The sequence below is a fragment of the Kribbella sp. VKM Ac-2566 genome, assembly GCF_004366005.1.
In the GTDB taxonomy this organism is placed as follows: domain Bacteria; phylum Actinomycetota; class Actinomycetes; order Propionibacteriales; family Kribbellaceae; genus Kribbella; species Kribbella pratensis.
Map to the genome: position 1 here is coordinate 242,109 of NZ_SODT01000012.1, position 24,144 is coordinate 266,252.

General features: G+C 68.3%; 19 protein-coding genes. 16 read left to right on the forward strand and 3 right to left on the reverse strand.

Annotation, left to right across the window (positions count from 1 at the left end):
• The 14 genes from nuoF to EV647_RS28265 all read left to right on the forward strand — a co-directional run bounded on the left by nuoF (nt 1) and on the right by EV647_RS28265 (nt 18,058).
• On the forward strand, nt 1-1,311 hold the full coding sequence (gene nuoF, locus EV647_RS28200) for an NADH-quinone oxidoreductase subunit NuoF (protein WP_134008056.1): 1,311 nt from the start codon (nt 1-3) through the stop codon (nt 1,309-1,311).
• Entirely contained in the window at nt 1,308-3,737 is a 2,430-nt protein-coding gene (locus EV647_RS28205; RefSeq protein WP_134008058.1) for an NADH-quinone oxidoreductase subunit G, read from the forward strand. Before nuoF ends, EV647_RS28205 begins: the two co-directional genes overlap by 4 nt.
• The gene (gene nuoH, locus EV647_RS28210; protein WP_134008060.1) at nt 3,734-5,041 is read left to right on the forward strand and encodes an NADH-quinone oxidoreductase subunit NuoH; all 1,308 of its coding nucleotides are present in this window, start codon (nt 3,734-3,736) and stop codon (nt 5,039-5,041) included. The genes EV647_RS28205 and nuoH overlap by 4 nt, the downstream gene beginning before the upstream one ends.
• 55 nt (nt 5,042-5,096) lie before the next feature.
• Entirely contained in the window at nt 5,097-5,582 is a 486-nt protein-coding gene (gene nuoI / locus EV647_RS28215) for an NADH-quinone oxidoreductase subunit NuoI (protein ID WP_238177432.1), read from the forward strand.
• A complete protein-coding gene (locus tag EV647_RS28220) occupies nt 5,579-6,418 on the forward strand; it encodes an NADH-quinone oxidoreductase subunit J (protein WP_134008064.1) in 840 nt (279 codons plus the stop codon). Before nuoI ends, EV647_RS28220 begins: the two co-directional genes overlap by 4 nt.
• A complete protein-coding gene (gene nuoK, locus EV647_RS28225) occupies nt 6,415-6,714 on the forward strand; it encodes an NADH-quinone oxidoreductase subunit NuoK (protein ID WP_130384807.1) in 300 nt (99 codons plus the stop codon). The genes EV647_RS28220 and nuoK overlap by 4 nt, the downstream gene beginning before the upstream one ends.
• 11 nt (nt 6,715-6,725) lie before the next feature.
• Nucleotides 6,726-8,594 (forward strand): NADH-quinone oxidoreductase subunit L, encoded by a 1,869-nt coding sequence (nuoL, locus tag EV647_RS28230; protein ID WP_134008066.1) that lies wholly within the window; start codon nt 6,726-6,728, stop codon nt 8,592-8,594.
• On the forward strand, nt 8,591-10,114 hold the full coding sequence (locus EV647_RS28235; RefSeq protein ID WP_134008068.1) for an NADH-quinone oxidoreductase subunit M: 1,524 nt from the start codon (nt 8,591-8,593) through the stop codon (nt 10,112-10,114). The genes nuoL and EV647_RS28235 overlap by 4 nt, the downstream gene beginning before the upstream one ends.
• A 5-nt stretch (nt 10,115-10,119) precedes the next feature.
• Entirely contained in the window at nt 10,120-11,700 is a 1,581-nt protein-coding gene (nuoN, locus tag EV647_RS28240) for an NADH-quinone oxidoreductase subunit NuoN (protein ID WP_134009112.1), read from the forward strand.
• A complete protein-coding gene (locus EV647_RS28245) occupies nt 11,697-12,719 on the forward strand; it encodes a polyprenyl synthetase family protein (RefSeq protein ID WP_134008070.1) in 1,023 nt (340 codons plus the stop codon). Before nuoN ends, EV647_RS28245 begins: the two co-directional genes overlap by 4 nt.
• 47 nt (nt 12,720-12,766) lie before the next feature.
• Nucleotides 12,767-13,975 carry a CdaR family transcriptional regulator gene (locus EV647_RS28250; RefSeq protein ID WP_134008072.1) on the forward strand — a complete coding sequence of 403 codons (1,209 nt, stop codon included), beginning with the start codon at nt 12,767-12,769 and terminating at the stop codon, nt 13,973-13,975.
• Nucleotides 13,976-14,123: 148 nt separating this feature from the next.
• A complete protein-coding gene (locus tag EV647_RS28255; protein WP_238177433.1) occupies nt 14,124-16,454 on the forward strand; it encodes a molybdopterin cofactor-binding domain-containing protein in 2,331 nt (776 codons plus the stop codon).
• 7 nt (nt 16,455-16,461) lie between these two features.
• The gene (locus EV647_RS28260) at nt 16,462-16,944 is read left to right on the forward strand and encodes a (2Fe-2S)-binding protein (protein ID WP_134008077.1); all 483 of its coding nucleotides are present in this window, start codon (nt 16,462-16,464) and stop codon (nt 16,942-16,944) included.
• The gene (locus EV647_RS28265) at nt 16,937-18,058 is read left to right on the forward strand and encodes an XdhC/CoxI family protein (protein ID WP_134008079.1); all 1,122 of its coding nucleotides are present in this window, start codon (nt 16,937-16,939) and stop codon (nt 18,056-18,058) included. Before EV647_RS28260 ends, EV647_RS28265 begins: the two co-directional genes overlap by 8 nt.
• Here EV647_RS28265 and EV647_RS28270 read toward each other — a convergent pair.
• The 3 genes from EV647_RS28270 to rarD all read right to left on the reverse strand — a co-directional run bounded on the left by EV647_RS28270 (nt 18,045) and on the right by rarD (nt 22,620).
• Complete coding sequence (locus EV647_RS28270; RefSeq protein ID WP_134008081.1) at nt 18,045-19,352, reverse strand: cytochrome bc complex cytochrome b subunit; 1,308 nt, start codon at nt 19,350-19,352, stop codon at nt 18,045-18,047. The two genes, EV647_RS28265 and EV647_RS28270, sit on opposite strands and share 14 nt — an antisense overlap.
• 242 nt (nt 19,353-19,594) lie before the next feature.
• Nucleotides 19,595-21,649 (reverse strand): PhoX family phosphatase, encoded by a 2,055-nt coding sequence (locus EV647_RS28275; RefSeq protein ID WP_134008083.1) that lies wholly within the window; start codon nt 21,647-21,649, stop codon nt 19,595-19,597.
• Nucleotides 21,650-21,702: 53 nt separating this feature from the next.
• On the reverse strand, nt 21,703-22,620 hold the full coding sequence (gene rarD, locus EV647_RS28280) for an EamA family transporter RarD (protein ID WP_134008085.1): 918 nt from the start codon (nt 22,618-22,620) through the stop codon (nt 21,703-21,705).
• Nucleotides 22,621-22,739: 119 nt separating this feature from the next.
• Between rarD and EV647_RS28285 the strand changes: the two genes are divergently transcribed.
• Both EV647_RS28285 and EV647_RS28290 read left to right on the forward strand, forming a co-directional pair.
• A complete protein-coding gene (locus tag EV647_RS28285) occupies nt 22,740-23,315 on the forward strand; it encodes a hypothetical protein (protein WP_134008087.1) in 576 nt (191 codons plus the stop codon).
• Between the two features lie 63 nt (nt 23,316-23,378).
• Entirely contained in the window at nt 23,379-24,131 is a 753-nt protein-coding gene (locus EV647_RS28290; protein ID WP_134008089.1) for a sugar phosphate isomerase/epimerase, read from the forward strand.
• The last annotated feature ends 13 nt before the right edge of the window (nt 24,132-24,144 follow it).

Here is a 24,144-nt window from a genome sequence, read left to right on the forward strand (position 1 = left end):
ATGGCTGACACGTTGACTCCGGTGCTGTCCGACAACTGGGACCAGATCAGGTCCTGGCAGCTGTCGTCGTACCAGCGGTCCGGCGGGTACGACGCGCTGCGCAAGGCGCTCGCGATGCAGCCGGCCGATGTCGTTGCCACGGTCAAGGACTCCGGGCTGCGCGGCCGTGGCGGCGCGGGCTTCCCGACCGGCATGAAGTGGCAGTTCATCCCGCAGGACAACCCGAACCCGAAGTACCTCGTGGTGAACGCCGACGAGTCGGAGCCGGGCACCTGCAAGGACATCCCGCTGATGATGGCCTCGCCGCACACGCTGGTCGAGGGCGTCGTCATCGCGTCCTACGCGATCCGCGCGTCGGTCGCGTTCATCTACGTCCGTGGTGAGGTCCTGCACGTGATCCGCCGGCTGCAGCAGGCGGTCCAGGAGGCCAAGGACGCGGGCTTCATCGGCACGAACATCCTCGGCAGCGGCTACGACCTCGACGTGGTCGTGCACGCCGGTGCAGGCGCCTACATCTGCGGCGAGGAGACGGCGCTGCTCGACTCGCTGGAAGGACGTCGCGGTCAACCTCGGCTGCGTCCTCCCTTCCCGGCCGTGGCCGGTCTGTACGGCTGCCCTACTGTCATCAACAACGTCGAGTCGATCGCTTCCGTTCCCGCCATCATCAAGAACGGGCCGGACTGGTTCTCCTCGATGGGCACCGAGAAGTCCAAGGGCATGACGCTGTACTCGCTGTCCGGGCACGTCACCCGCCCGGGTCAGTACGAGGCCCCGCTGGGCATCACGCTGCGGGAGCTGCTCGACCTGGCCGGCGGGGTCCGCGAGGGCCACGAGCTGAAGTTCTGGACGCCGGGCGGCTCGTCGACGCCGCTGCTGACGTCCGAGCACCTCGACGTACCGCTGGACTACGAGGGCGTCGGCGCGGTCGGTTCGATGCTCGGTACCAAGGCGCTGCAGATCTTCGACGACTCGGTGTGCGTCGTGCGCGCTGTACTGCGCTGGACCGAGTTCTACAAGCACGAGTCCTGCGGCAAGTGCACGCCGTGCCGCGAGGGCACGTGGTGGCTGGTGCAGATTCTCGAGCGGCTGGAGAAGGGCCAGGGGTCCGACGAGGACCTGGACGTCCTGCTCGACCTGTCCGAGAACATCCTCGGCCGGTCGTTCTGCGCGCTCGGCGACGGTGCGACCGCACCGATCACCAGCTCGATCGCGCACTTCAAGGACGAGTACCTGGCGCACTTCGAGAACGGCGGCTGCCCGTTCGACCCGATGGCAAGCACTGTCTTCGCGACTGCTGGAGCTAGCGCATGACGATCCAAGCGAACCCGCCGGCCGGGTCGGAGGTGGAGCGCACCGACCTGGTGACGGTCACCATCGACGACATCGAGGTGAAGGTTCCGAAGAACACCCTGCTGATCCGGGCCGCGGAGCAGATCGGGATCCAGATCCCGCGGTTCTGCGACCACCCGCTGCTCGACCCGGTCGGCGCCTGCCGGCAGTGCCTGGTCGAGATCACCGACGCCGGGAACGGCCGCGGGATGCCCAAGCCGCAGGCTTCCTGCACGATCGTCGTTGCCGACGGCATGGTGGTCCGCACCCAGGTGAGTTCGCCGGTGGCGGACAAGGCTCAGCACGGGCAGATGGAATTCCTGCTGATCAACCACCCGCTCGACTGCCCGGTCTGCGACAAGGGCGGCGAGTGCCCGCTGCAGAACCAGGCGATGAGCAACGGCGCCGGCGAGAGCCGGTTCACCGAGATCAAGCGGACCTACCCGAAGCCGATCAACATCTCGGCCGAGGTGCTGCTGGACCGTGAGCGCTGCATCCTCTGCGCGCGCTGCACCCGCTTCTCCGAGCAGATCGCCGGTGACCCGTTCATCGCGCTGATCGAGCGCGGCGCGCTGCAGCAGGTCGGCATCTACGAGAAGGAGCCCTTCGAGAGCTACTTCTCCGGCAACACGATCCAGATCTGCCCGGTCGGTGCGCTGACGAGTGCGGCGTACCGCTTCCGCTCGCGGCCGTTCGACCTGGTGTCGGTGCCGTCGGTGGCCGAGCACGACTCGTCCGGTGCGGCGATCCGGGTCGACTACCGGCGCGGCAAGGTGATGCGCCGGCTGGCCGGCGACGACCCGCAGGTCAACGAGGAGTGGATCTCCGACAAGGACCGGTTCGCGTTCCAGTACGCGAGCACCGGTGACCGGCTGACCCACCCGCTGATCCGCGAGGACGGCGAGCTGCGGCCGGCGTCCTGGCCGGAGGCGCTGAGCTTCGCGGCCGAGAAGCTGACGGCGGCACGTGGCAATGCGGCGGTGCTGACCGGTGGCCGGCTGACGGTCGAGGACGCCTACGCGTACTCGAAGTTCGCCCGGGTCGCGCTGGGCAGCAACGACATCGACTTCCGGGCCCGCCCGCACTCCGCGGAGGAGGCGGACTTCCTCGCCGCCGCGGTGGCGGGCACCGGCCTGGGTACGACGTTCTCCGACCTGGAGAAGGCCGGCACCGTGCTGTTCGTCGGGTTCGAGCCCGAGGAAGAGGCGCCGTCGGTGTTCCTGCGGGTGCGCAAGGGCGTGAAGAAGCACGGCACCAAGGTGTTCACGATCGCGGCGTACGCGTCCCGCGGTGTGGAGAAGCTCAACGGCGTCGTCGTCCAGGCTTCGCCGGGCACCGAGGCCGCCGTACTCGCGGATCTCGGTAACGCCGGTGAGGCCGGGGCAGCTGCCCGGGCCGCACTCGGTCCGGACTCGATCATCGTCGTCGGCGAGCGGCTGGCGGCCGTACCGGGTGGCTACTCGAACGCGCTCCGGCTGGCGCTCGACACCGGTGCCGACCTGGCCTGGATCCCGCGGCGTGCGGGTGACCGGGCCGCGCTCGAGGCCGGTTGCCTTCCGGGCCTGCTGCCCGGTGGCCGGCTGGTCAGCGACCCGCAGGCGCGCGTCGACCTGCAGGCCGCCTGGGGCGTCGACAACCTGCCGGGCGAGCCCGGCAAGGACCTCACCGAGATCATCGCCAACGCAGGTTCGCTGCAGGCGCTGGTCGTCGCGGGTGTCGAGATCGACGACCTGCCCGACCCGGCCGCGGCGCTCGCCGCGCTGGAGGCGGTGCCGTTCGTGGTCAGCTTCGAGGTTCGCAACTCGCAGGTGACCGAGTACGCCGACGTGGTCTTCCCCGTCGTACCGCCGGTGGAGAAGTCCGGCACCTTCGTGAACTGGGAGGGCCGCGAGCGGCCGTTCCCGGTCGTGCTCAAGGTGCCGGCCGCGATGCCGGACGTCCGCGCGCTGGCCGCGCTGGCGCAGGAGATGGGCAACCCGCTCGGCTTCAGCACGACCGACGGCGCCAAGCGCGAGTACGACGAGCTCGGCCGCTGGGACGGCGACCGGGCCCAGGAGCCGACGTACCAGGCCGGTCCGGCCCTCGGTGCGTTCGACTCCACCCGGCTGGCGACCTGGCGGATGCTGATCGACGACAGCCGCGCCTGCGACGGTGAGCCGCACCTGACCGCGACCGCGCGGACGCCGGTCGCCCGGGTCTCGCTCACCACCGCGCGCCGGATCGGCGTCGCCGACGGGGACGAGCTGGTGGTGAGCACCGACGCCGGGAGCATCCGGCTGCCGGTCGTCATCACCCCGATGACCGACAACGTGGTCTGGCTGCCGACCAACTCGGCCGACTCCCACGTCCGTCGGTCGTTGCACGCAGACCATGGCTCGATCGTGACGATCGCCGGAGGAAACGCATGATCTCGCTCGCGGTGCCTGACGCGGGGGTCGGTCACGACCCCTGGTGGGTGATCCTCATCAAGGTGCTGTTCATCTTCGTGTTCCTGGTGGTGCTGACGCTGTTCAACATCTGGTGGGAACGCCGGGTGGTGGCGCGGATGCAGCAGCGGATCGGCCCGAACGTGCACGGCCCGCAGGGTCTGCTGCAGTCGCTGGCCGACGGTGTGAAGCTGATGCTCAAGGAAGACCTGATGCCGAAGGGCGTCGACCGGCTGGTCTTCGTGCTGGCGCCGGCGATCGTCGCCGTACCGGCCTTCCTCACCTTCGCGGTGATCCCGTTCGGCCCGACGGTGAAGATCCCGTTCACCGACACCTACACCCGGCTGCAGCTCACCGACCTGCCGGTCTCGGTGCTGTACGTGATGGCGATCGCCTCGATCGGCATCTACGGCATCGTGCTCGGCGGCTGGTCGTCGAACTCGACGTACTCGCTGCTCGGCGGTCTGCGGTCCAGCGCGCAGATGATCTCGTACGAGGTCGCGATGGGACTGGCGCTGGTGACGGTGTTCCTGTTCGCGGGCTCGCTGTCCACCTCGGAGATCGTGGCGGCGCAGTCGCACCAGACCGTGCACTGGTTCGGGGCCGACATCCCGCTGCCCGGGTGGTACGCGTTCCTGCTCTTCCCGTCGTTCGTGATCTACGTGATCTCGATGGTCGGCGAGACGAACCGGGCGCCGTTCGACCTCCCCGAGGCCGAGGGCGAGCTGGTCGCGGGCTTCCTGACCGAGTACTCCTCGATCAAGTACGCGATGTTCTTCCTGGCCGAGTACATCAACATGGCGACCGTGTCCGCGCTGGCCACCACGCTGTTCCTGGGCGGCTGGCGGGCGCCGTGGCCGATCTCGATCTGGGACGGCGCGAACTCCGGCTTCTGGCCGGTGCTGTGGTTCATGGGCAAGCTGATGGGCTTCATCTTCTTCTACATCTGGCTGCGCGGGACGCTGCCGCGACTGCGCTACGACCAGTTCATGAAGTTCGGCTGGAAGGTCCTGATCCCGATCTCGCTGGCCTGGATCCTGCTGGTCGCCACCGTCCGCGCGGTCGGCCGCGAGACCAACTTCAGCCGTACGACGCTGCTGGTCGCGGCCGCGATCGTGCTGCTGATCGCGGTGATCAGCATGTTCGTCCCGCAGAAGCCGAAGGAAGAGCCGGCTGAGGTGGCCGACGGCAAGGAGTTCGACGCCTTCGCCGGCGGATTCCCGGTGCCACCACCGCTCCCCAGTCAGCAGACCGAGCCGAAATCGAAGGCAGGCAGCCGTGGCTAGTGTCAAAGAGTCCCTCTGGGACCCGGTAGCCGGGTTCGGGGTTACCTTCCGGACGATGTTCCGGAAGGTGTTCACCGAGGAATACCCGTTCACGAAGAAGCCGACCGCACCGCGGTTCCACGGCCGGCACCAGCTGAACCGCTGGCCGGACGGGCTGGAGAAGTGCGTCGGCTGCGAGCTGTGCGCGTGGGCCTGCCCCGCGGACGCGATCTACGTCGAGGGCGCGGACAACTCCGAGGGCGACCGGTTCTCGCCCGGCGAGCGGTACGGCCGGGTGTACCAGATCAACTACCTGCGCTGCATCCTCTGCGGTCTGTGCATCGAGGCCTGCCCGACCCGGGCGCTCACCATGACCAACGAGTACGAGCTGGCCGACTCCAGTCGGGCGTCCCTCATCTACGAGAAGAAGGACCTGCTGGCGCCGCTGCTTCCGGGGATGCAGGAGCCGCCGCACGAGATGCAGCTCGGCAAGACCGAGAAGGACTACTACCTCGGTCTGACCGGCGCGGCCTCGCATGCCGACGGGAGTGACGCCAAATGATCGGGTTGGTCACCGGGGGGCAGGTGGCGTTCTGGCTGCTCGCCCCGGTCATGATCCTGGCCGCGATCGGGATGGTGCTGGTCCGTAAGGCGGTGCACTCGGCGCTGCTGCTGGCGACCATGATGATCTGCCTCGCGGTGCAGTACGCCGCGCAGGACGCGCCGTTCCTGTTCGCCGTACAGATCATCGTCTACACCGGCGCGATCCTGATGCTGTTCCTGTTCGTGCTGATGCTGGTCGGCGTCGACGCGTCCGACTCGCTGGTCGAGACGATCCGTGGTCAGCGGCTGCTCGCCGGGATCGCGTTCCTCGGTTTCGGCGTGCTGCTGATCTCCGCGGTCGGGAACGCGATCTACGGGCACCCGACCGGACTGGGCGACGCGCAGCCGGACGGGAACGTCAAGGGCCTCGCGCAGTTGCTGTTCGGTAAGTACGTGTTCGCCTTCGAGGTCACGTCGGCGCTGCTGATCACCGCGGCGATGGGCGCCATGATGCTGGCCCACCGCGAGCGGCTGACCAAGAAGAAGACGCAGCGCGACCACGCCGAGGAGCGGATCCGCAAGTACGCCGAACAGGGCATCCACCCCGGACCGCTGCCGACGCCCGGTGTCCTGGCCCGGCACAACGCCGTCGACACCCCGGCCCTGCTGCCGGACGGGTCGATCGCACCGACCTCGGTTTCGCGGGTGCTCCAGGCACGTGGCACCGTGTTCCCCGAAGCCGAGGAGCGCGCGGACATCGAAGAGGTCCGCAAGCTCGACGCGGGTGAGCTGTACCCGCCCGAGGCGGAGAGCACCGACACGACCGGGTTTGCCGAAGGAGGAGAGAAGCGGTGACAACCGAGCCGTACATCGTGCTCGCGGCGATCCTGTTCAGCATCGGCGCTCTCGGCGTGCTGGTACGCCGGAACGCGATCGTCGTCTTCATGTGCGTCGAGCTGATGCTGAACGCGACCAACCTCGCGTTCGTGAGCTTCGCCCGCCAGCACGGCAACCTCGACGGCCAGATCGCCGCCTTCTTCGTGATGGTGGTGGCCGCGGCCGAGGTCGTGATCGGGCTGGCGATCATCATGGCCATCTTCCGCACCCGTCGCTCGGCCTCGGTCGACGACGCCAACCTGCTCAAGTACTGAGGTAGCAACCGATGAGTCATGAGCTGACGTGGCTGCTGGTCGCGGTACCGGCTTTGTCCGCGGCGATCCTGCTGCTCGGTGGCAAGGCCACCAACGCGTGGGGTCACCTGCTGGGCACGCTGGCGCCGGTGATCTCCTTCGCCTTCGGCGTCGTGCTGTTCTTCCAGATGCGGGGCCGGGCGAGCGAGGAGCGGTCCGAGACGGTCCGGCTGTTCGAGTGGTTCTCGGTCGGCCAGATCAAGGTCGACTTCACGCTGCTGATCGACCCGCTGTCGATCCTGTTCGTGCTGCTGATCACCGGTGTGGGTTCGCTGATCCACATCTACTCGATCGGCTACATGGAGCACGACCCGCGTCGGCGGCGGTTCTTCGGCTACCTGAACCTGTTCATCGCCTCGATGCTGCTGCTGGTGCTCGCGGCCGACTACCTGCTGGTCTTCGTCGGCTGGGAGGGCGTCGGTCTGGCGTCGTACCTGCTGATCGGTTTCTGGCAGCACAAGAACTCGGCCGCGGTCGCCGCGAAGAAGGCGTTCGTGGTGAACCGGGTCGGTGACATCGGCCTCTCGCTCGCGGTGATGAGCATGTGGGCGCTGTTCGGCTCGTCCGCTTTCACGACCGTGAACGCCGGCGCCGAGCACGTCTCGAAGACGTGGGCCACGCTGCTCGGCCTGATGCTGCTGCTGGCCGCCTGCGGTAAGTCCGCGCAGGTGCCGCTGCAGTCCTGGCTGCTGGACGCGATGGAGGGCCCGACCCCGGTGTCGGCGCTGATCCACGCGGCGACCATGGTCACGGCCGGCGTCTACCTGGTGGTCCGGTCGCACGCGATCTACGAGGTCACCGACGCCGCGTCCACCGCGGTGGTGATCGTCGGTACGGTCACCGCGCTCGCCGGTGCGATCATCGGTTGCGCCAAGGACGACATCAAGAAGGCGCTGGCCGGTTCGACGATGAGCCAGATCGGCTACATGATGCTCGCCGCGGGCCTCGGCCCGGCCGGGTACGTGTTCGCGATCTTCCACCTGCTCACGCACGGCTTCTTCAAGGCCAACATGTTCCTCGGCGCCGGCTCGGTCATGCACGGCATGAACGACGACGTGAACATGCGCCACTACGGCGCCCTGCGGACGTCGATGAAGGTCACCTTCGCGACCTTCGCCTTCGGCTACCTGGCGATCCTCGGCATCCCGCCGTTCGCCGGCTTCTTCAGCAAGGACAAGATCATCGAGGCCGCGTTCGCGGACAACACGGTGATCGGTCTGTGCGCGCTGCTCGGCGCCGGTATCACCGCGTTCTACATGACGCGGGTGATGCTGATGACGTTCTTCGGCAAGAAGCGCTGGGCCGAGGACGTGCACCCGCACGAGTCGCCGGCCGTGATGACCTGGCCGCTGATCATCCTGGCGGCCCTGTCGCTGGGCGGCGGCGCGCTGTACTTCGCGGGGCACTGGATCGTCGACTGGCTGGAGCCGATCGTCGGTCACGAGGAGGAGCACCCGCCGGTGAGTGCCCTGGTGATGACGCTGATCACCCTCGCGGTGGTTGCCGTCGGCATCGTCATCGCGGTGCTCAAGTACCGCCGGGACATCCCGCGGGAGGCGCCCGCCGGCTCGCCGGTCACCGTCTTCGCCCGCCGGGACCTGTACGGCGACGCGCTGAACGAGGCGGTCCTGATGCGGCCCGGGCAGTACCTGACCCGGACGCTGGTCTGGCTCGACAACCGGGGCGTCGACGGTCTGGTCAACGGCCTGGCCGCACTCTTCGGCGGTCTGTCCGGCCGGCTCCGCCGGTTCCAGACGGGCTTCGTCCGTTCGTACGCACTCAGCATGGTCTTCGGCGCCGCATTCGTGGTCGTCGCCCTCCTCGCGGTGAGGTTGTCGTGAACATCGGTTGGCTGACCCTGTTACTGCTCCTGCCGTTCGTCGGGGCCATCGCGACGATGCTGGTGCCGAAGGCGAAAGCGCTGACGGCCAAGCAGGTCGCGCTCGGGTTCTCGCTCGTGACGCTGGTGCTGACCGCGATCGTCGCGATCGGCTACCACCGCAACGGCGGCGAGGACTACGCCGAGACGCACACCTGGATCAAGGCCTTCGGCGCGCACTACGCGCTCGGTCTCGACGGTGTCGGCATCGTGCTGGTGGTCCTGACCGCGCTGCTGACGCCGATCGTGATGATCGCGTCCTGGAACGACGCACAGCACGGCCGCTGGTCGGAGAAGTCCTTCTTCGCCTGGATCCTGGGCCTCGAGGCGCTGTCGATCGGCGTGTTCTCCGCCACCGACGTGTTCCTCTTCTACGTGCTGTTCGAGGCCACGCTGATCCCGATGTACTTCCTGATCGGCGGCTTCGGCGGCCCGCAGCGTTCGTACGCCGCGGTGAAGTTCCTGCTCTACTCGCTGCTCGGCGGTCTGCTGATGCTGGCGTCGGTCGTCGGCCTGTACGTCGTCTCGGCCAAGGCCGGTGAGCCGTCGTACCTGCTGAGCGACCTGATGAAGCTCGACATCAGCCAGAACACCGAACGCTGGCTGTTCCTCGGCTTCTTCTTCGCCTTCGCGGTGAAGGCGCCGATGGTGCCGTTCCACACCTGGCTGCCGGACGCGGCCGGTGAGGCGACGCCGGGTACGTCGGTGCTGCTGGTCGGCATCCTGGACAAGATCGGCACCTTCGGGATGATCCGGTTCTGCCTGGGCCTGTTCCCGAACGCGTCCGAGTGGGCCACACCGGTGGTGCTCGTGCTGGCGCTGATCTCGGTGCTGTACGGCGCGTTGCTGGCGATCGGCCAGACCGACATCAAGCGCCTGATCGCGTACACGTCGATCTCGCACTTCGGCTTCATCGTGATGGGCATCTTCGCGCTGACGTCGCAGGGACTGACCGGGTCGACGCTGTACATGTTCAACCACGGTCTCTCCACCGCGGCGCTGTTCCTGGTCGCCGGGTACCTGATCTCCCGGCGCGGCTCCGCGCGGATCGCCGACTACGGCGGGGTGGAGAAGGTCGCCCCGGTGCTGGCCGGCACGTTCCTGTTCGCGGGCCTGTCCAGCCTGGCGCTGCCCGGTCTGTCGCCGTTCATCTCCGAGTTCATGGTGCTGGCCGGGACGTTCAGCCGGCACAAGGTGATCGCGGTGATCGCCGTCCTCGGTATCGTGCTGGCCGCGCTGTACATCCTGCTGATGTACCAGCGCACGATGACCGGTCCGGTCCGCGACGGGATCGAGAAGCTCAAGGACCTGACCGGGCGTGAGATCCTCGCGATCGCGCCGCTCGTGGTCCTGATCATCGGCCTCGGGATCTTCCCGAAGCCGATCGTGGACATCATCAAGCCCGCGGTCGACGAGACCATGCAGCGGGTCGGCGTGACCGACAAGGCACCGCAGATCCCCGTGACGGAGGGACAGAAGTGAGCGCGATGTTGCTGCCGCTGGCGGACTTCACGGCGCCCAAGATCGAGTACAACGAGCTGGCTCCGCTGCTCGTCGTGTTCGGCGCGGCGTGCGTCGGCGTCCTGGTCGAGGCGTTCCTGCCGCGGCCGTTGCGGCACCTGGTGCAGCTGGCGATCACGGTGGTCGCCGTGGTCGTGTCCGGTGTGCTGACCGGCATCCTGATGAACGACAAGAAGGAACTGCTCGCCGCTCAGGGTGCGATCTCGGTCGACGGTCCGGCGCTGTTCACCTGGCTGATCCTGCTGGCACTGTCCCTGATCAGCGTGCTGCTGTTCGCGGAGCGCTCGATCGACGGCGGCCTGTCCGCGTTCGCCGGCCAAGCGGCCGCCGTACCGGGCTCCGACGCCGAGCGCGAGGGTACGGCGGCGCGCGTCGAGCACACCGAGATCTTCCCGCTGACGCTGTTCGCGGTCGGCGGCATGATGCTGTTCGCGGCGTCGAACGACCTGCTGGTGCTGTTCGTGGCGCTCGAGGTCTTCTCGCTGCCGCTGTACCTGCTGTGCGGTCTGGCGCGCCGTCGCCGGCTGATCTCGCAGGAAGCCGCGATGAAGTACTTCCTGCTCGGTGCGTTCTCGTCGGCGTTCCTGCTGTTCGGGATCGCGCTGCTCTACGGGTACGCCGGCACGATGTCGCTCGGCGGGATCGCGGACGCTCTCAGCTCGGACACCGGCAGCGACACCATCCTGCTCGCCGGCACCGGCCTGCTGGGTGTCGGCCTGCTGTTCAAGGTCGGCGGCGTACCGTTCCACTCCTGGACACCGGACGTGTACCAGGGCGCGCCGACGCCGGTCACGGGGTTCATGGCGGCCTGCACCAAGATCGCCGCGTTCGTCGGCCTGATGCGGGTCTTCTACGTCGCGCTCGGCGGCTCGCGCTGGGACTGGGCGCCGATGATGTGGATCATCGCGATCCTCACCATGGTCGTCGGTTCGATCGTCGCGATCACCCAGACCGACGTGAAGCGGATGCTGGCGTACTCGTCGATCGCGCACGCGGGCTTCCTGCTGACCGCGTTCGTCGGCCTCGCGCAGGCCGGGAGCGGCGTCCACACCGGCATCACCTCGACGCAGGCGGTGCTGTTCTACCTGGTCTCGTACGGCTTCCCGACCATCGGCGCGTTCGCGGTCGTCACGCTGGTGCGCGACGCGGGCGGCGAGGCGACGCACCTGTCCCGCTGGGCGGGCCTGGGCAAGAAGTCGCCGCTGCTGGCCGGTATCTTCGCGTTCTTCCTGCTGTCCTTCGCCGGTATCCCGCTGACCGCTGGCTTCACCGGCAAGTGGGCGGTCTTCAGCGCGGCGTGGACCGGTGGCGCCTGGCCTTTGGTCGTCGTCGCTGTCCTGTCCAGCCTGGTCGCCGCGTTCTTCTACGTCCGCGTGATCGTGCTGATGTTCTTCTCCGACCTGCCGGCCGACGCGCCGGACGTGGCGCTGCCGGGCTGGCAGACCACGTCGGCGGTCGCCCTGGGTCTTGCCGCCACGGTGGTTCTCGGTCTGGTTCCCGGACCGGTGCTCGACCTGGCGGCCCGAGCTGGTGAGTTCATCCGTTGAGTCCGACCCCGCTGCCGGCCGAGAGCCTGGGATTCGAGTTCGCCGATGCGGCGCTCGAGTCCCGGGTTCGTGCTGGGCTGGAGCGTGTGGAGCAGGCGCTGCTCGACGCGACCCAGTCCGAGGCGCCGTTCGTCACCGCGGCCGCCCAGCACGTGATGGTTGCCGGTGGCAAACGGTTCCGGCCGTTGCTGGTGCTGCTCGGGGCCGAGTTCGGCGCTGACGTCGCGTCCGACGAGGTGGTGAAGGCGGCGGTCGTCGTCGAGCTCACCCACGTCGCGACGCTGCACCACGACGACGTGATGGACGAGGCGGCGCTGCGGCGCGGCTCGTCCACCGCGAACGCGCGGTGGGACAACTCGGTCGCGATTCTGTCCGGTGACTGGCTGTTCGCCCGGGCGTCGGACCTGGTCGCGGATCTCGGCCCGGAAGCGGTCCGGATCCAGGCCCGCACCTTCGGCCGGCTGGTCGAGGGGCAGATCCGCGAGACGATGGGCGTCGGCGAAGGCCAGGATCCGCTCAAGCACTACCTGTCGGTGGTCGCCGACAAGACCGGCTCACTGATCGCGACGTCCGCCCTCTTCGGCGCCCGGTACGCCGGTGCGTCCGAGGAGATCCAGGAGTCGCTGCGGGCGTTCGGCGAGGAGATCGGCGTGGCCTTCCAGCTCGCCGACGACCTGCTCGACATCGCGTCCGAGTCCGGCCAGTCCGGCAAGACCCCCGGCACCGACCTCCGCGAGGGCGTGCCGACCCTTCCGGTCCTGATCTTCCGCGCCCAGGCGGACCCCAGCGATCCCACGGACGCCCGTCTCCTGGACCTCCTGGACTCCGACCTCTCCGACGACGAGCGCCTCTCGGAAACCCTGGACCTGCTCCGCTCCCACGCCGCCTTCCGCCAGGCCGAAGACGACGTACGCCGCCGCGCAGCCGACGCCCGCAAACTCCTCACCACCCTCCCCGAAGGCCCCGGCCGACAAGCCCTCGACACCCTCTGCGACCTGGTAGCCACCCGCTCGGTCTGACGCGAGGTCTGTCCGGTACGGCGACTGTGTGCGATGCTGTGCCGACTATGGGTGAGCGGGATGTTGCGTTGCCGGTGGTGGGGCTGACGGTCGAGGCGTTGGCCGAGAGTGTGTTGCTGCATCTGCCGGCGTTGACGGATGCGTTGGTCGAGACGATCTACGAGCAGAATCCTGCGTATCGCGAGATGGGTGCGGTGCCGCAGCAGGATCTGTGGCGGTCGTGTCATGACAACGTTGCTCGCGTCGTGCGGATGATTGCCGACAACGACGATCACTTCGACGCGGCGCAGGCGACCGGGCGGCGGCGGGCGGAGCAGCGGATGCCGCTGGACGACGTCCTGAAGTCGTTCCGGCTCGGCGGGCGGCTGGTGTGGGAGGCGTTGATCGACGAGGCCCGTGTGCAGGGCGTGGTCGACTCCGAGGCGTTGCTGGATGTCGCGAGCAAGGTCTGGGAGGTCGTCGACCGAACGTCGTCGCAGGTCGCGGCCGCTTATCACGCCGCCGAACGGCAACTCGTCCGCGCGGACGAGCGACGTAGATCGACCCTCTGGGAAGGCCTGCTGCACGGCCCGGGGAAGGATCGGGCCTTCATCCAGGAGGCGGCTACCGTCCTCGACGTGCCCGTGAACGGCGGCTACGCGGTGGTGGCCATCGACAACCTGATCGACGACGAGTGCACGACATCCTTGTTGGTACGGCGCTTTGCGGGCCTCCGGATCGCTTCCGCTTGGCAGGTCCGTCCACAGACCGTGGTCGGTTTGCTTGCTGTGGGCACGGAATCGCCGGTCACGGTGCTCCGCACGCTGCGTGACGTCGTCCACGCACCGGCCGGTCTGTCCGGCGTTGTCTCCGGTCTGGCCGAGGTGAATGTCGCGTACCGGCAGGCGATGCTGGCCCGGCGTACGCTTCCGGCCGGTCAGATCGACGTAGCGGCGCTGACCGAACGGCTTCCTGAGGCGTTGTTGCTCAGTGCACCGGAGTTGGCCGAGCAGCTTGTGCAGCACTGGCTGCTGCCGCTGATGACTGTACCCGCGGCCGAACGAGAACTGTTGCTCGACACGTTGGACAAGTGGGTGCTCGCGGCGGGTTCCGTACGTCGTACCGCCGATCTAGCGCACTGTCACCGCAACACGGTCATCAACCGCCTGCACCGGGTCCATCAGATCACCGGCCGTAACCTCAGCGACGAAGGCTTCCACTTGGAGCTCGGCCTTGCGTTGCGTGCTTTCAGACTGTTCCCGCCGCCCTCTGCGTGACCGAAGTGCCGGCCTGTGCGTTGTGCACAGTGAGACCGCGCAAAACGTGGGCATCGTGGCCATGCCGCCGCGCCGATGACGGTGCCAGACTGCGTTCCCAGCATTGCTCGAGCACGGAGGAACCTTCATGGCCGAACATCGTCGTTCGTTGGATCGACCAAGCGACCGACCGGCCGACAGACGCGCTCTGCTGGGCCGGCGCAAGGTTCTCGGATACCTGATTGCCGCGCCCACGCTCGCGGTCGGCGTGAGCTGGCTGACCAACGAGTCCGACCCGCGCGCGGCCGATGCGGCGGTTCCCTCGGTGCCGCAGCCGGCGGACATCTTCGACCTCGGCGACCTGCAGAACCTCGCCGCGGCGCCGACATCGGGGCTCATCACGGTCCAGCTGAAGTCCGACGGCACCGCGTACTTCGCCGTACCGCGGGCCGAGGTCGGTCAAGGCATCACGACCGCGTTCGCGATGATGGTCGCCGAAGAGCTGGATCTCCCGATGAACAAGGTCGAGATCGCGCTCGCCGACGCACGGCCGGAGCTGCTGATGAACCAGCTGACCGGCGGCTCGAACTCGATGCGCAGCATGTACGTCCCGGTGCGGACGGCCGCCGCGATCGCCCGGCAGCGCCTGGTGGAGACGGCCGCGACGCACTGGGGCGTCGAGGCCGGCCAGGTGACCACGCGCAAGGGTGTGTTGAGCGGTCCGAGCGGCCGTACGGCGACGTACGGCTCGCTGGCCGAGCTCGCCGCGACCGCGAAGACGATCACGGTGTCCGCCGAGCTCAAGTCACCGTCCGAGTTCAGTGTCCTCGGGAAGCCGCGGAACCGCGTCGACGCCCACGACATCGTCACCGGGCGCAAGCAGTTCGCGATGGACCTGAACGTCCCGGGTGCGAAGCCGACGATGGTGGCACGGCCGCCGACGATCAACGGGACGCTGCGGTCGATCAACAACCTCGCGGCGCTGCGGGCGATGCCCGGGATCACCGATGTCGTTGGCATCACCCACGGTGTCGCGATCAGGGGCGAGACGTTCGGCCAGTGCATCGACGCGATCCAGAAGGTCGACGCGACCTGGGGCCCGGGCACGGTGGACGGCGAGTCCGACGCCACTGTGCTGGCGAAGCTGCGTGCGGCCCAGTTGCCGATGGCCGCTCCGGCGCTGCCGTTGCTGACGAAGACGATCGACGCCGAGTTCGTGTTCGCGTTCGCCAGCAACAGTCCGCTCGAGCCGGACTGCGCGATCGCGGACGTCCGCCCGGACAGCGCCGAGATCTGGTCCTGCCTGAAGGTGCCGATCGTCGCCCAGGAGGACATCGCCAAGCAGCTCGGCCTGCCGATCGACGCGGTCAAGGTGCACGTCATCCAAGGCGGTGGCTCCTTCGGCCGGCATCTGTTCCACGACGTGGCGGCCGAGGCGGCGGAGATCTCGCAGAAGATGGGCAAGCCGGTCAAGCTGTCCTGGTCCCGCACCGACAACTTCCGCCAGGGGCGCACGCACCCGATGAGCACGTCCCGCGTCCGGGTGAACTACCTGGCCGGCAACGTGCTGACCTACGAGCAGCGCCATACCAGTGTGGAAACCGACTTCGGTCACGGCCTCGGCGAGATGATCACCGCGTTCGCCGCGGATATCCCGGTCGGCGGCAACCTGTCGTTCGCCGAGACGATCTTCGCGCTCACCCAGTCGTCGCCGTACGACTTCGGTGTCACGACGCAGCTGCTCAACGAGATCCCTCTGAAGTTCAACACCGGCAGCATGCGCAACATCTACTCGCCGAACGTGGTCTGCGCGGAGGAGCTGGTGGTCGACCAGCTCGCCGCGAAGATGGGCCAGGACCCGGTCCGGTTCCGCCGCAACTTCCTCAAGGACCAGCGGTTGCTCGCGGTCCTTAACAAGGCGGCCGAGGTCGGCGAATGGGGCAAGGCGATGCCGAAGGGTACGGCGCAGGGTGTCGGTGTGCACTCGGAGTACCGGGCGGCCGTCGCGACGCTGGTCGAGATCGACTGCCGGCCGGAGACGGTGAACCGGCCGGTCGAGGGCGAAGGCGTGACCGGTCCGCGGGTGACCAAGGCGGTGATCGTCGTCGATCCCGGGTTCTGCATCAACCCGCGTGGTCTGGAGGCGCAGATGTTCGGCGGTCTGCAGGACGCGATCGCGCTGGCGCTGACGTCCAGCCTGCACATCAAGAACGGCATCCCGCTGGAAGGCAGCTGGGACAACTACTTCTACACCCGGCAGTGGAACTCGCCGCTGGACGTGCAGGTGGTGATCATGCCGAACACGAGCGAGAGCCCGAGCGGTGCCGGTGAGCTGGCGGTGGCGCCGGCGTTCGCCGCGATCGCGTGTGCCTATGCGCGGGCGACCGGCACGATGCCGACGTACTTCCCGATCAACCACGGCAAGCTCAGCTTCGAGCCGCTGCCGGTGCAGCCGTCCACTCCGCAGTCGCCGACCGACGGCCTCGACCACACGTTCTGAGGAATCCATGCCTACGCACACTTTCAAGCTCAACGGCAAGCAGATCAGCGTCGAGGCCGAGGACAACGTCCGGCTGCTGTGGGTTCTCCGGGACCTGCTCGGCGTCACCGGCCCGAAGTACGGGTGCGCGCTGGAGGTGTGCAAGTCGTGCACCTCGCACATCAACGGCAAGGCGTTCAATCCGTGCTCGGTGCAGGTGAAGGACATCGAGCCGGCCGACGAGGTCACCACCATCGAAGGGCTGCCGGCGACGGTCGGGAAGGACCTGCACCCGATGCAGGAGGCCTGGCTGAAGTACGACGTCGCGCAGTGCGGGTACTGCCAGCCCGGCCAGATCATGGCGGCCGTCGCCAAGGTCAAGCAGGCCCGGGCGGAGGGCCGCGACATCACCGACGCGGACCTCGACGAGCTGCGCAACATCTGCCGCTGCGGTACGTACTCGCGGATCCGCGAAGCGGTCAAGGCGGGCGCGGAGGACATGGGTGCGTGACGTCCTCGCGCACGTCCGCCCTTGGTACGGAGAGCGGTTCGCACTCGCTACGGTGATCGACACGTTCCGCTCGGCTCCTCGCCGGCCTGGCGCGGCGATGGCGGTGTCCGGCGACGGTGTGGCGGTGGGCAGTGTGTCCGGGGGGTGCGTCGAGGCCGACGTGTACGCCGTGGCGCAGGAGGTCATCCGGACGGGCGCACCGACGGTCCGCCGGTACGGCGTGTCCGACGACGACGTGTTCGCGATCGGCCTGACGTGCGGTGGCGTGATCGAGGTGTTGGTGGAGCCAATCGATCGGGCATCGTTCGCGGAGTTCGAGACGGTGGCCGCTGCGATCGAGTCCGGCCGGCCGATCGCCGTCGCGACCGTGGTCACGGCGGGGGAGGACCTGGGGCGGCGGCTCGTCGTCGAGCTCGACGGGGTCAGCGGCAGCCTGGGTGATCCGGGGCTGGACGCGGCGGTGGTCGAGGACGCGGTGGCGATGCTCGGCAACGGTTCCACCGCGATCAAGCAGTACGGCGCGCACGGGGAATGCCGGCGTACCGAGGTGTCGGTGTTCGTGCAGGCGTTCACCCCGCCGCCGCGGATGTTCGTGTTCGGGGCGATCGACTTCGCGGCCGCCGTGGCACGGGTCGGCAAGTTCCTCGGCTATCACGTGACGGTGTGCGACGCCCGCGGCGTGTTCGCCACCCGGGCACGGTTCCCCGAGGCGGACGAGGTCGTGGTCGACTGGCCGCACCGCTTCCTGGCCGGTGCACTCGACCAGGTCGATCGCCGTACGGCGTTGTGCGTGCTGACCCACGATCCGAAGTTCGACGTACCGCTGCTGGAACTGGCCTTGCGGACGGACGCCGGCTACATCGGCGCGATGGGCTCGCGGCGCACCCACGCAGATCGCCTGGCCCGCTTGCGATCTGCGGGCGTGACCGAGGACGAGCTGGCCCGGCTGACCTCGCCGACCGGGCTGGACCTCGGCGCCCGGACGCCCGAGGAGACGGCGATCTCGATCGCGGCCGAGATCATCGCGACCCGTAGCGCGGCGAGTGCCCGCCCGCTGTCGACGACCAGCGGGCGGATCCACGGTGGCACCAACGAGCTCATCACCTCGGCATGAGCTGACGGGTCGGCGGGCGGTGGTCCTCGACGTACCCGCCGTCGGGACGCCGGACGATCCGGCCGGTCTCGATACCGTGCGTCGCGATCTCGGTGTCTTGTTGCTGCAGGCCCAGGCAGATGCGGCGGGTGATGTGTAGCGCCGCAGGCGGGCCGAGGATCAGGAGGATCTGGAACACCCGCAGCAGCGTGTTGAACGAGAGATGGAACTGTACGGCGATCGTGTCGGCGCCGGCGGCCGCCCACAGGACGCCGTAGAAGACGATGCCCGCGACACCGATGCCGGTCCGGATCGGATTGGCACGCGGCCGCTCGAGCAGATGGTGTTCCTCCCGGTCGCCCGTCAGCCGTTCCTCGATGAACGGGTAGACCGCGACGAGCGCGAGGAACAGCGTGCAGATCGCGACCGGCAACAGGACGGCGAAGCTGATCGTCCTTCCCCACCAGACGACTTCCCAGCCTGGTGCGAGCCGGAGCGAGCCGTCCAGGAAGGCGAGGTACCAGGCCGGTCCGACACCGGCCGAGGTGTCCGCCGGATCGGCCGGGCCGTACAGCCACACCGGGTTGATGGTCGCCGTCGCGGCCATGACCAGTGAGACCCCGACGACGAAGCAGAACAGGCCGGCGCGCTTGATCACGGCGATGGTCGCCGCGCGGCCTCCGACGGTCTGGTCGGTTTTCCGCCTGAGCGCAAGGAAGAGTACGACGAGCGCGGCGGGCAGTACGGCGATGTGCAGCGGGTAGAACCGCGAGATCACGTCGCCGGGGAACTCGCCGCCGAACAGCAGCGACGACAGGGAGGAGCCGACGAACGGCGTGGCCTGCAGGACGCCGTCGAGTACGGCGAGACTCGTCCCCGACGCCATGTCGTCCGGAAGCGAGGTGCCGGTGAGGGCTGCGCCCAGCGTGATGACCAGCAGGCCGAAAACCACCAGCCAGTTCAGGCGTCGTGGCCGCCGGAAGCCGCCGGTGAAGAACAGCTGCAGCAGGTGCAGCAGGATCGCCGCCACCATGATCAGCGTGGCCCAGTGATGGAGCTGGCGGATCAGCAACCCGCCGCGGGTCTCGAAGGTGATCGCCAGCGTCGAGTCCAGCGCCCGCGACATCTCCGTTCCGCGCAGCGGACCGTACGGCCCGTCGTACACGACGTGTTCTGCCGACGGCTCGTAGTCCAGTATCAGGACCACGCCGCTGAGCAGGATCACGACGAAGCTGTAGAAGGCGATCTGGCCGAACAACAACGACCAGTGGTTGGGAAATACTCTCGCTCGCAGGTTGCTCGTAGGACGCTGCATGCTCGACCTCCCTCGGTCACCCATACGACCCCGCAACCGCCGAGATTGTGACGTCCCGTGTCGCACATCACGCCGCGCGGAGAAGGTGCCACGGGATCGGCGAATGCCGCAGCACGGCGGATCTGGGGAGGGTTTTGTGCTCGAATCGGCATGAAATCCTCCCCAGGTCCGGTCGTTCGCTGAAGGTCAGCGGTTCTGCCAGATGGGGAGGCCCGGCGGCTGAGCGCCGGGCCTCGGGAGGGTCAGCTGCCGACGCGGGCGCCGTCGTGGCGCCAGACGCAGGCGATCGCGGGGCGGGGGAACTTGTCGGTGTGCGGCCAGGTCGAGCTGGGGTTCTCGAAGGTCGCGGTGTCGGTCTCGCCCGGATGCTGTACGGCGACGAACGCGGTCTTGTCGTCGTCGGAGACGAGCGGCCCGCACGCCTCGGCGGCGAACGGTACGGAGAGGAACTGCTTGACCTGCCCGCGGTTCGGGCCGGCGACCGGGACGGTGAAGATGCCGTCGTTCGAGCCGAGCACGTTGCCGTCGGTGGAGATCCACAGGTTGCCGGAGCCGTCGAAGGCGACGTTGTCCGGGCAGGAGATCGGGCTGACCTTCGACTTGTCGAAGCCGCCGAAGTACGTCTCCTGCGCGGCCGGGTCGCCGCACACCAGGAACAGGGTCCAGAAGAAGCCGGTCCTGGCCGCGTCGTCGCCCTCCTCCGTGATCTCGAGGATGTATCCGTTGCGGTTGCCGGCCTTCTCGACCAGCGGTCCGCCCAGCGTCTCCCGCACGTGCGAGACGGCGAGCGGGTTCGCCTCGTCGACCGGGAAGCTGCCGCCGCGCTTGTCGTTGTTCGTCAGCGCCGCGTAGATCCGGCCGTTGACCGGGTTCCGCTCCACGTCCTCGGGGCGGTCCATCCGGGTGGCGCCGACCTTGTCGCCGGCGACCCGGGTGTTGATCAGCACCTCCTGCACGGACATGCCCTCGACGTACGACTTCTTGTCCGACGTCAGCGGGATCCACTGGCCGATCCCGTCGTACACGCCGTCCGCGGTGCCGTCGCCGGTGAACTTGGCGACGTACAGCGTGCCCTCGTCGAGCAGGGCGAAGTTGTTCTTGCGGTTCTTCGGGTCGTACTTCCCGGCCGAGACGAACTTGTAGAGGTATTCGCCCTTCTCGTCGTCGCCGGTGTACACCGCGATCCGCCCGTCGGCGGTGATCGTGACGGTCGCGCCCTCGTGCTTGAGGCGACCGAGCATGGTCCGCTTCTTCGGCGTCGACCGCGGGTCGTACGGGTCGACCTCGACCACCCAGCCGGACCGGTAGACCTCGGTCGGCGTCTTGGTCAGGTCGAAGCGCGGGTCGACGACGCTCCACTGCCGCGCGGACTTGGTGACGGTCGTCGGTACGCCGTACCGCTTGTAGGAATCCACATGCTCGGCGGGAACCGTGCCGCTCACGTCGTAGTACCCGTTGAAGTTCTCCTCGCCGGACAGGATCGTGCCCCACGGCGTGACGCCGCCGGAGCAGTTCCCGAAGGTGCCGTAGGCAACCTTCCCGACACGGGCGTCCGCGGCCGCCGGCCCGGTCACCTCGAACCTGGTGGACGCGGTGATCCGGCGGTTGTAGCGGGACAGCTGCTTGTCGCGGCGCCACTGACCCTTGCTGCCAACGCGCTCGAGCTGGACGACGGCCATGCCGTGCGCAGCCATCCCGATCTTCGCGATCTCGGCGGTCGAGTACTTGCCGGTCGGGAACATCAGGTTCTCATCGGTGTACTCGTGGTTGCAGACCAGCAACGCCTTACGGTCGTCGCGCAGCGGCACGATCATCGTGTAGTCGTTGTTGTACCCGAACTGCCGCGCCTGCGCCTCGGCGGACTGCTTGTACGGGTCGAACTTCGGCGCACCCGGCAGCACCGGGTCGCCCCAGCCGATGATCACGGCCTGGTCGTACCCGTGCGGTACGACGATGTCGTCCTGACGGTTCGGCGGTACGACGCTGTGCGTCAGCTCACCGCGCCGGCCGAAACCGGGGAAGGCGTCGCTGCCGGATCCGCGGCTGGTTTGGTCGGCGATCGCGGGCGCGTTCACCGCGAGCGTGGCGACGCCGGCGGCGCCGACGCCGGCCGCGCCGATCGCGAGCACCTTGCGGCGGCTGAAGGCGGAGCGCATCACGGTCTGGATGTGCTCGTTGCCGGACGTGTTCGGCTCGGGGTGGTCGCACTGGTTCGCGCACTTGTACTCGCAGGTGCGCAGGGAGCGGGACCCGTGGCGGGTGCCGATCTGACTGATCAAGGGCAGAAACTTGGTCACCTGCCGGACCCTAAGGAGGGCAAGCGGTGAGCAAGTGAAGGTCAGGTGAACACTTACACTGCGGACGCAGTGACCGCGGTCCGTTCGAGGGCGAGGTTGCGGCGGCGCGTGTGCATGCTGTCGAAGGTGAACAGCGCCAGCGCGACCCACACCAGGCCGAAGCCGACCCAGCGCATCGGCGTCATCTGCTCGTGGAAGATCACCAGGCCGCAGATGAACTGCATGATCGGCGCGATGTAGTTCAGCAGCCCGAGTGTCGTCATCGAGACCCGGGTCGCCGCGGCGCCGAAGAGCAGCAGCGGTACGGCGGTGATCGGCCCGGTCAGCAGCACGAGCACGAGGTACGCCGTCCCGTGGTGGGTGACCGTCGCGTCGCCGTGCAGCCCGAGGGCGACGATCCCCGCGACCGCGAACGGTAGGACCGTGCCGGACTCGATCGCCATCCCCTCGATCGCGCCGGCGCCGGCCTGCTTCTTCGCCAGCCCGTAGAACCCGAACGAGAACGTCAGGATGATCGCCACCCACGGCGGCCGCCCGTTCTCGACGGTCAGCCCGGCGACGGCCACGAACGCGATCCCCAGCGCGGTCCACTGCACCGGCCGGAGTCGTTCCTTGAGGACGAAGACGCCGAGCAGGACCGTGAACAGCGGCGTGATGAAGTACCCGAGCGAGGTCTCCACGACATGCCCGTTGCCGACGCCCCAGATGTAGGTGCCCCAGTTCGCCGAGATCAGGAACGCAGCCGCGATCAACGGCCACCGCCGTCGCGGTTCCGCCAGTAGGGCCTTCACGGCCGCGAACTTCCGCAGTACGGCGACCAGGATCACGATCGTGACCAGCGACCAGAGCACGCGGTGAGCCAGCAGTTCGAGAGCCCCGGACTGGTCGAGCAGCTTCCAGTACAGCGGGAACAGGCCCCAGATCAGATACGCGGCGAACCCGTAGGTGAATCCTTTTCGCTGTTCTGGCACGGTGCTCAGACTATGCCTGACCGACAGCCGCATCCAACCACTTTGCTCATGACGTGAGACGGGCGCGGCCTCCCGCGTGGATACTCTGTGCGCACTTCACGGACCACAGGAGGAATCGGATGGTGCAGGCCCGCGGCAAGCTCATCGACGAGTTGACCGACGACGTCACACGGACGGCGCTCGCTTCGGCCAGTCTCACCGCGGAGGATCGCGTGCTGGCCGGGCAGCGGGTGCGGCAGGCGATCGCAGCGGAGGCGATAGGGGCTCACCGCGATGTGGTTGCGGCGACCGTCGGCGACAAGGACAGTCCTGAAGCGGAGCCGTTCAGCGCCTATCTGAACAGCAATGATCGGCCGCACGTCGAGCAGGACCAGACGCGGCCGGAAACAGTGGCGGCGCGAAAGCTGGCGGCGGAGCTGCTGGCCGCTGACGATCGGACCAACGCCATGGACGCGCAGCGGACCGGGCGTGCCGAGGACTACATCGCGCACGCGGTGGTGTTCGCTGCGGAGGCGGCGGCCAGGAAGGCGCCCGGTGGACCGTCCCAGGCGCCTGCTGCCGCCGCGGGTGCCGCCGCCGGTACTGCCGCCGGGGCCGGTGCGGTGGCCGCTCCGGTCGTCGCCGTCAAGGCCGGAGTGGCAGTTACCAGAGAGAAAGAGGTCGGTGTGTACAGGCGTGGACCGTCCATCGGCTGACGCGTGATGTGAGACCGCTGGTGTGATGCGGTTGGATGGAGGGGTGGACACCAGGAGGCGCACGTGAGTGTGAGGACCGGTCTGGTCTCGGTGACGTTTCGTCAGTTGCCGGTCGACCAGGTGGTGGAGGTGGCGGCGAAGTCCGGGCTCGCGGCGATCGAATGGGGCGGTGACGTGCACGTCCCGCTCGGCAACCTGGTCAACGCCAAGCGGGTCCGGAACCTGACCGAGGTACACGGCCTGCAAGTCGCGGCGTACGGCTCCTATCTGCGGGCGGGCAGCGTGGATCGCGAGGAGATGCGCTCAGCGGTCGCCACCGCCGAGGCGCTCGGCGCGCGCCGGATCCGGGTCTGGGCAGGCAATGTCGGTACGGCGGACGCTGGCGTCGGCGACCGGATGGCCGTGACCCGCGGACTCGGCGAGCTCGCCGACATGGCCGCCGCCGCGGGCATCGAGATCGCGATGGAGTTCCATCGCAACACGCTCACCGACGAGGTCGACTCGACGATCACGCTGCTGCTGGACGTCGGCGCGCCGAACCTGACGACGTACTGGCAGCCGCCGGTCGATCTCGACGACGCGGAGTGCCTGCAGCAGCTCGAGGCGCTGATGCCGTGGCTGAGCACGGTGCACGTGTTCTCGTGGTGGCCGTCGAACAACCGGTTGCCGCTCGCGGCCCGGGAGTCGTTGTGGCGGCCGGTCCTCGACCGCCTCGCCGCCGAGCCGCGCGAGATCAACGCGCTGCTGGAGTTCGTCGCGGACGACTCACCCGAGCAGTTCACCAAGGACGCCGCCGACCTCCACAGCTGGGTCTAGCAAGCCGGCCCAG

Coding starts and splice junctions, on each gene's coding strand:
- nuoI (WP_238177432.1), top strand. CDS start 5,097: ATGTTCCGGAAGGTGTTCACCGAGGAATACCCGTTCACGAAGAAGCCG.
- EV647_RS28285 (WP_134008087.1), top strand. CDS start 22,740: ATGGTGCAGGCCCGCGGCAAGCTCATCGACGAGTTGACCGACGACGTC.
- EV647_RS28270 (WP_134008081.1), bottom strand. CDS start 19,352: ATGCAGCGTCCTACGAGCAACCTGCGAGCGAGAGTATTTCCCAACCAC.
- nuoF (WP_134008056.1), top strand. CDS start 1: ATGGCTGACACGTTGACTCCGGTGCTGTCCGACAACTGGGACCAGATC.
- EV647_RS28220 (WP_134008064.1), top strand. CDS start 5,579: ATGATCGGGTTGGTCACCGGGGGGCAGGTGGCGTTCTGGCTGCTCGCC.
- EV647_RS28260 (WP_134008077.1), top strand. CDS start 16,462: ATGCCTACGCACACTTTCAAGCTCAACGGCAAGCAGATCAGCGTCGAG.
- EV647_RS28250 (WP_134008072.1), top strand. CDS start 12,767: ATGGGTGAGCGGGATGTTGCGTTGCCGGTGGTGGGGCTGACGGTCGAG.
- nuoN (WP_134009112.1), top strand. CDS start 10,120: ATGTTGCTGCCGCTGGCGGACTTCACGGCGCCCAAGATCGAGTACAAC.
- EV647_RS28205 (WP_134008058.1), top strand. CDS start 1,308: ATGACGATCCAAGCGAACCCGCCGGCCGGGTCGGAGGTGGAGCGCACC.
- nuoH (WP_134008060.1), top strand. CDS start 3,734: ATGATCTCGCTCGCGGTGCCTGACGCGGGGGTCGGTCACGACCCCTGG.
- nuoL (WP_134008066.1), top strand. CDS start 6,726: ATGAGTCATGAGCTGACGTGGCTGCTGGTCGCGGTACCGGCTTTGTCC.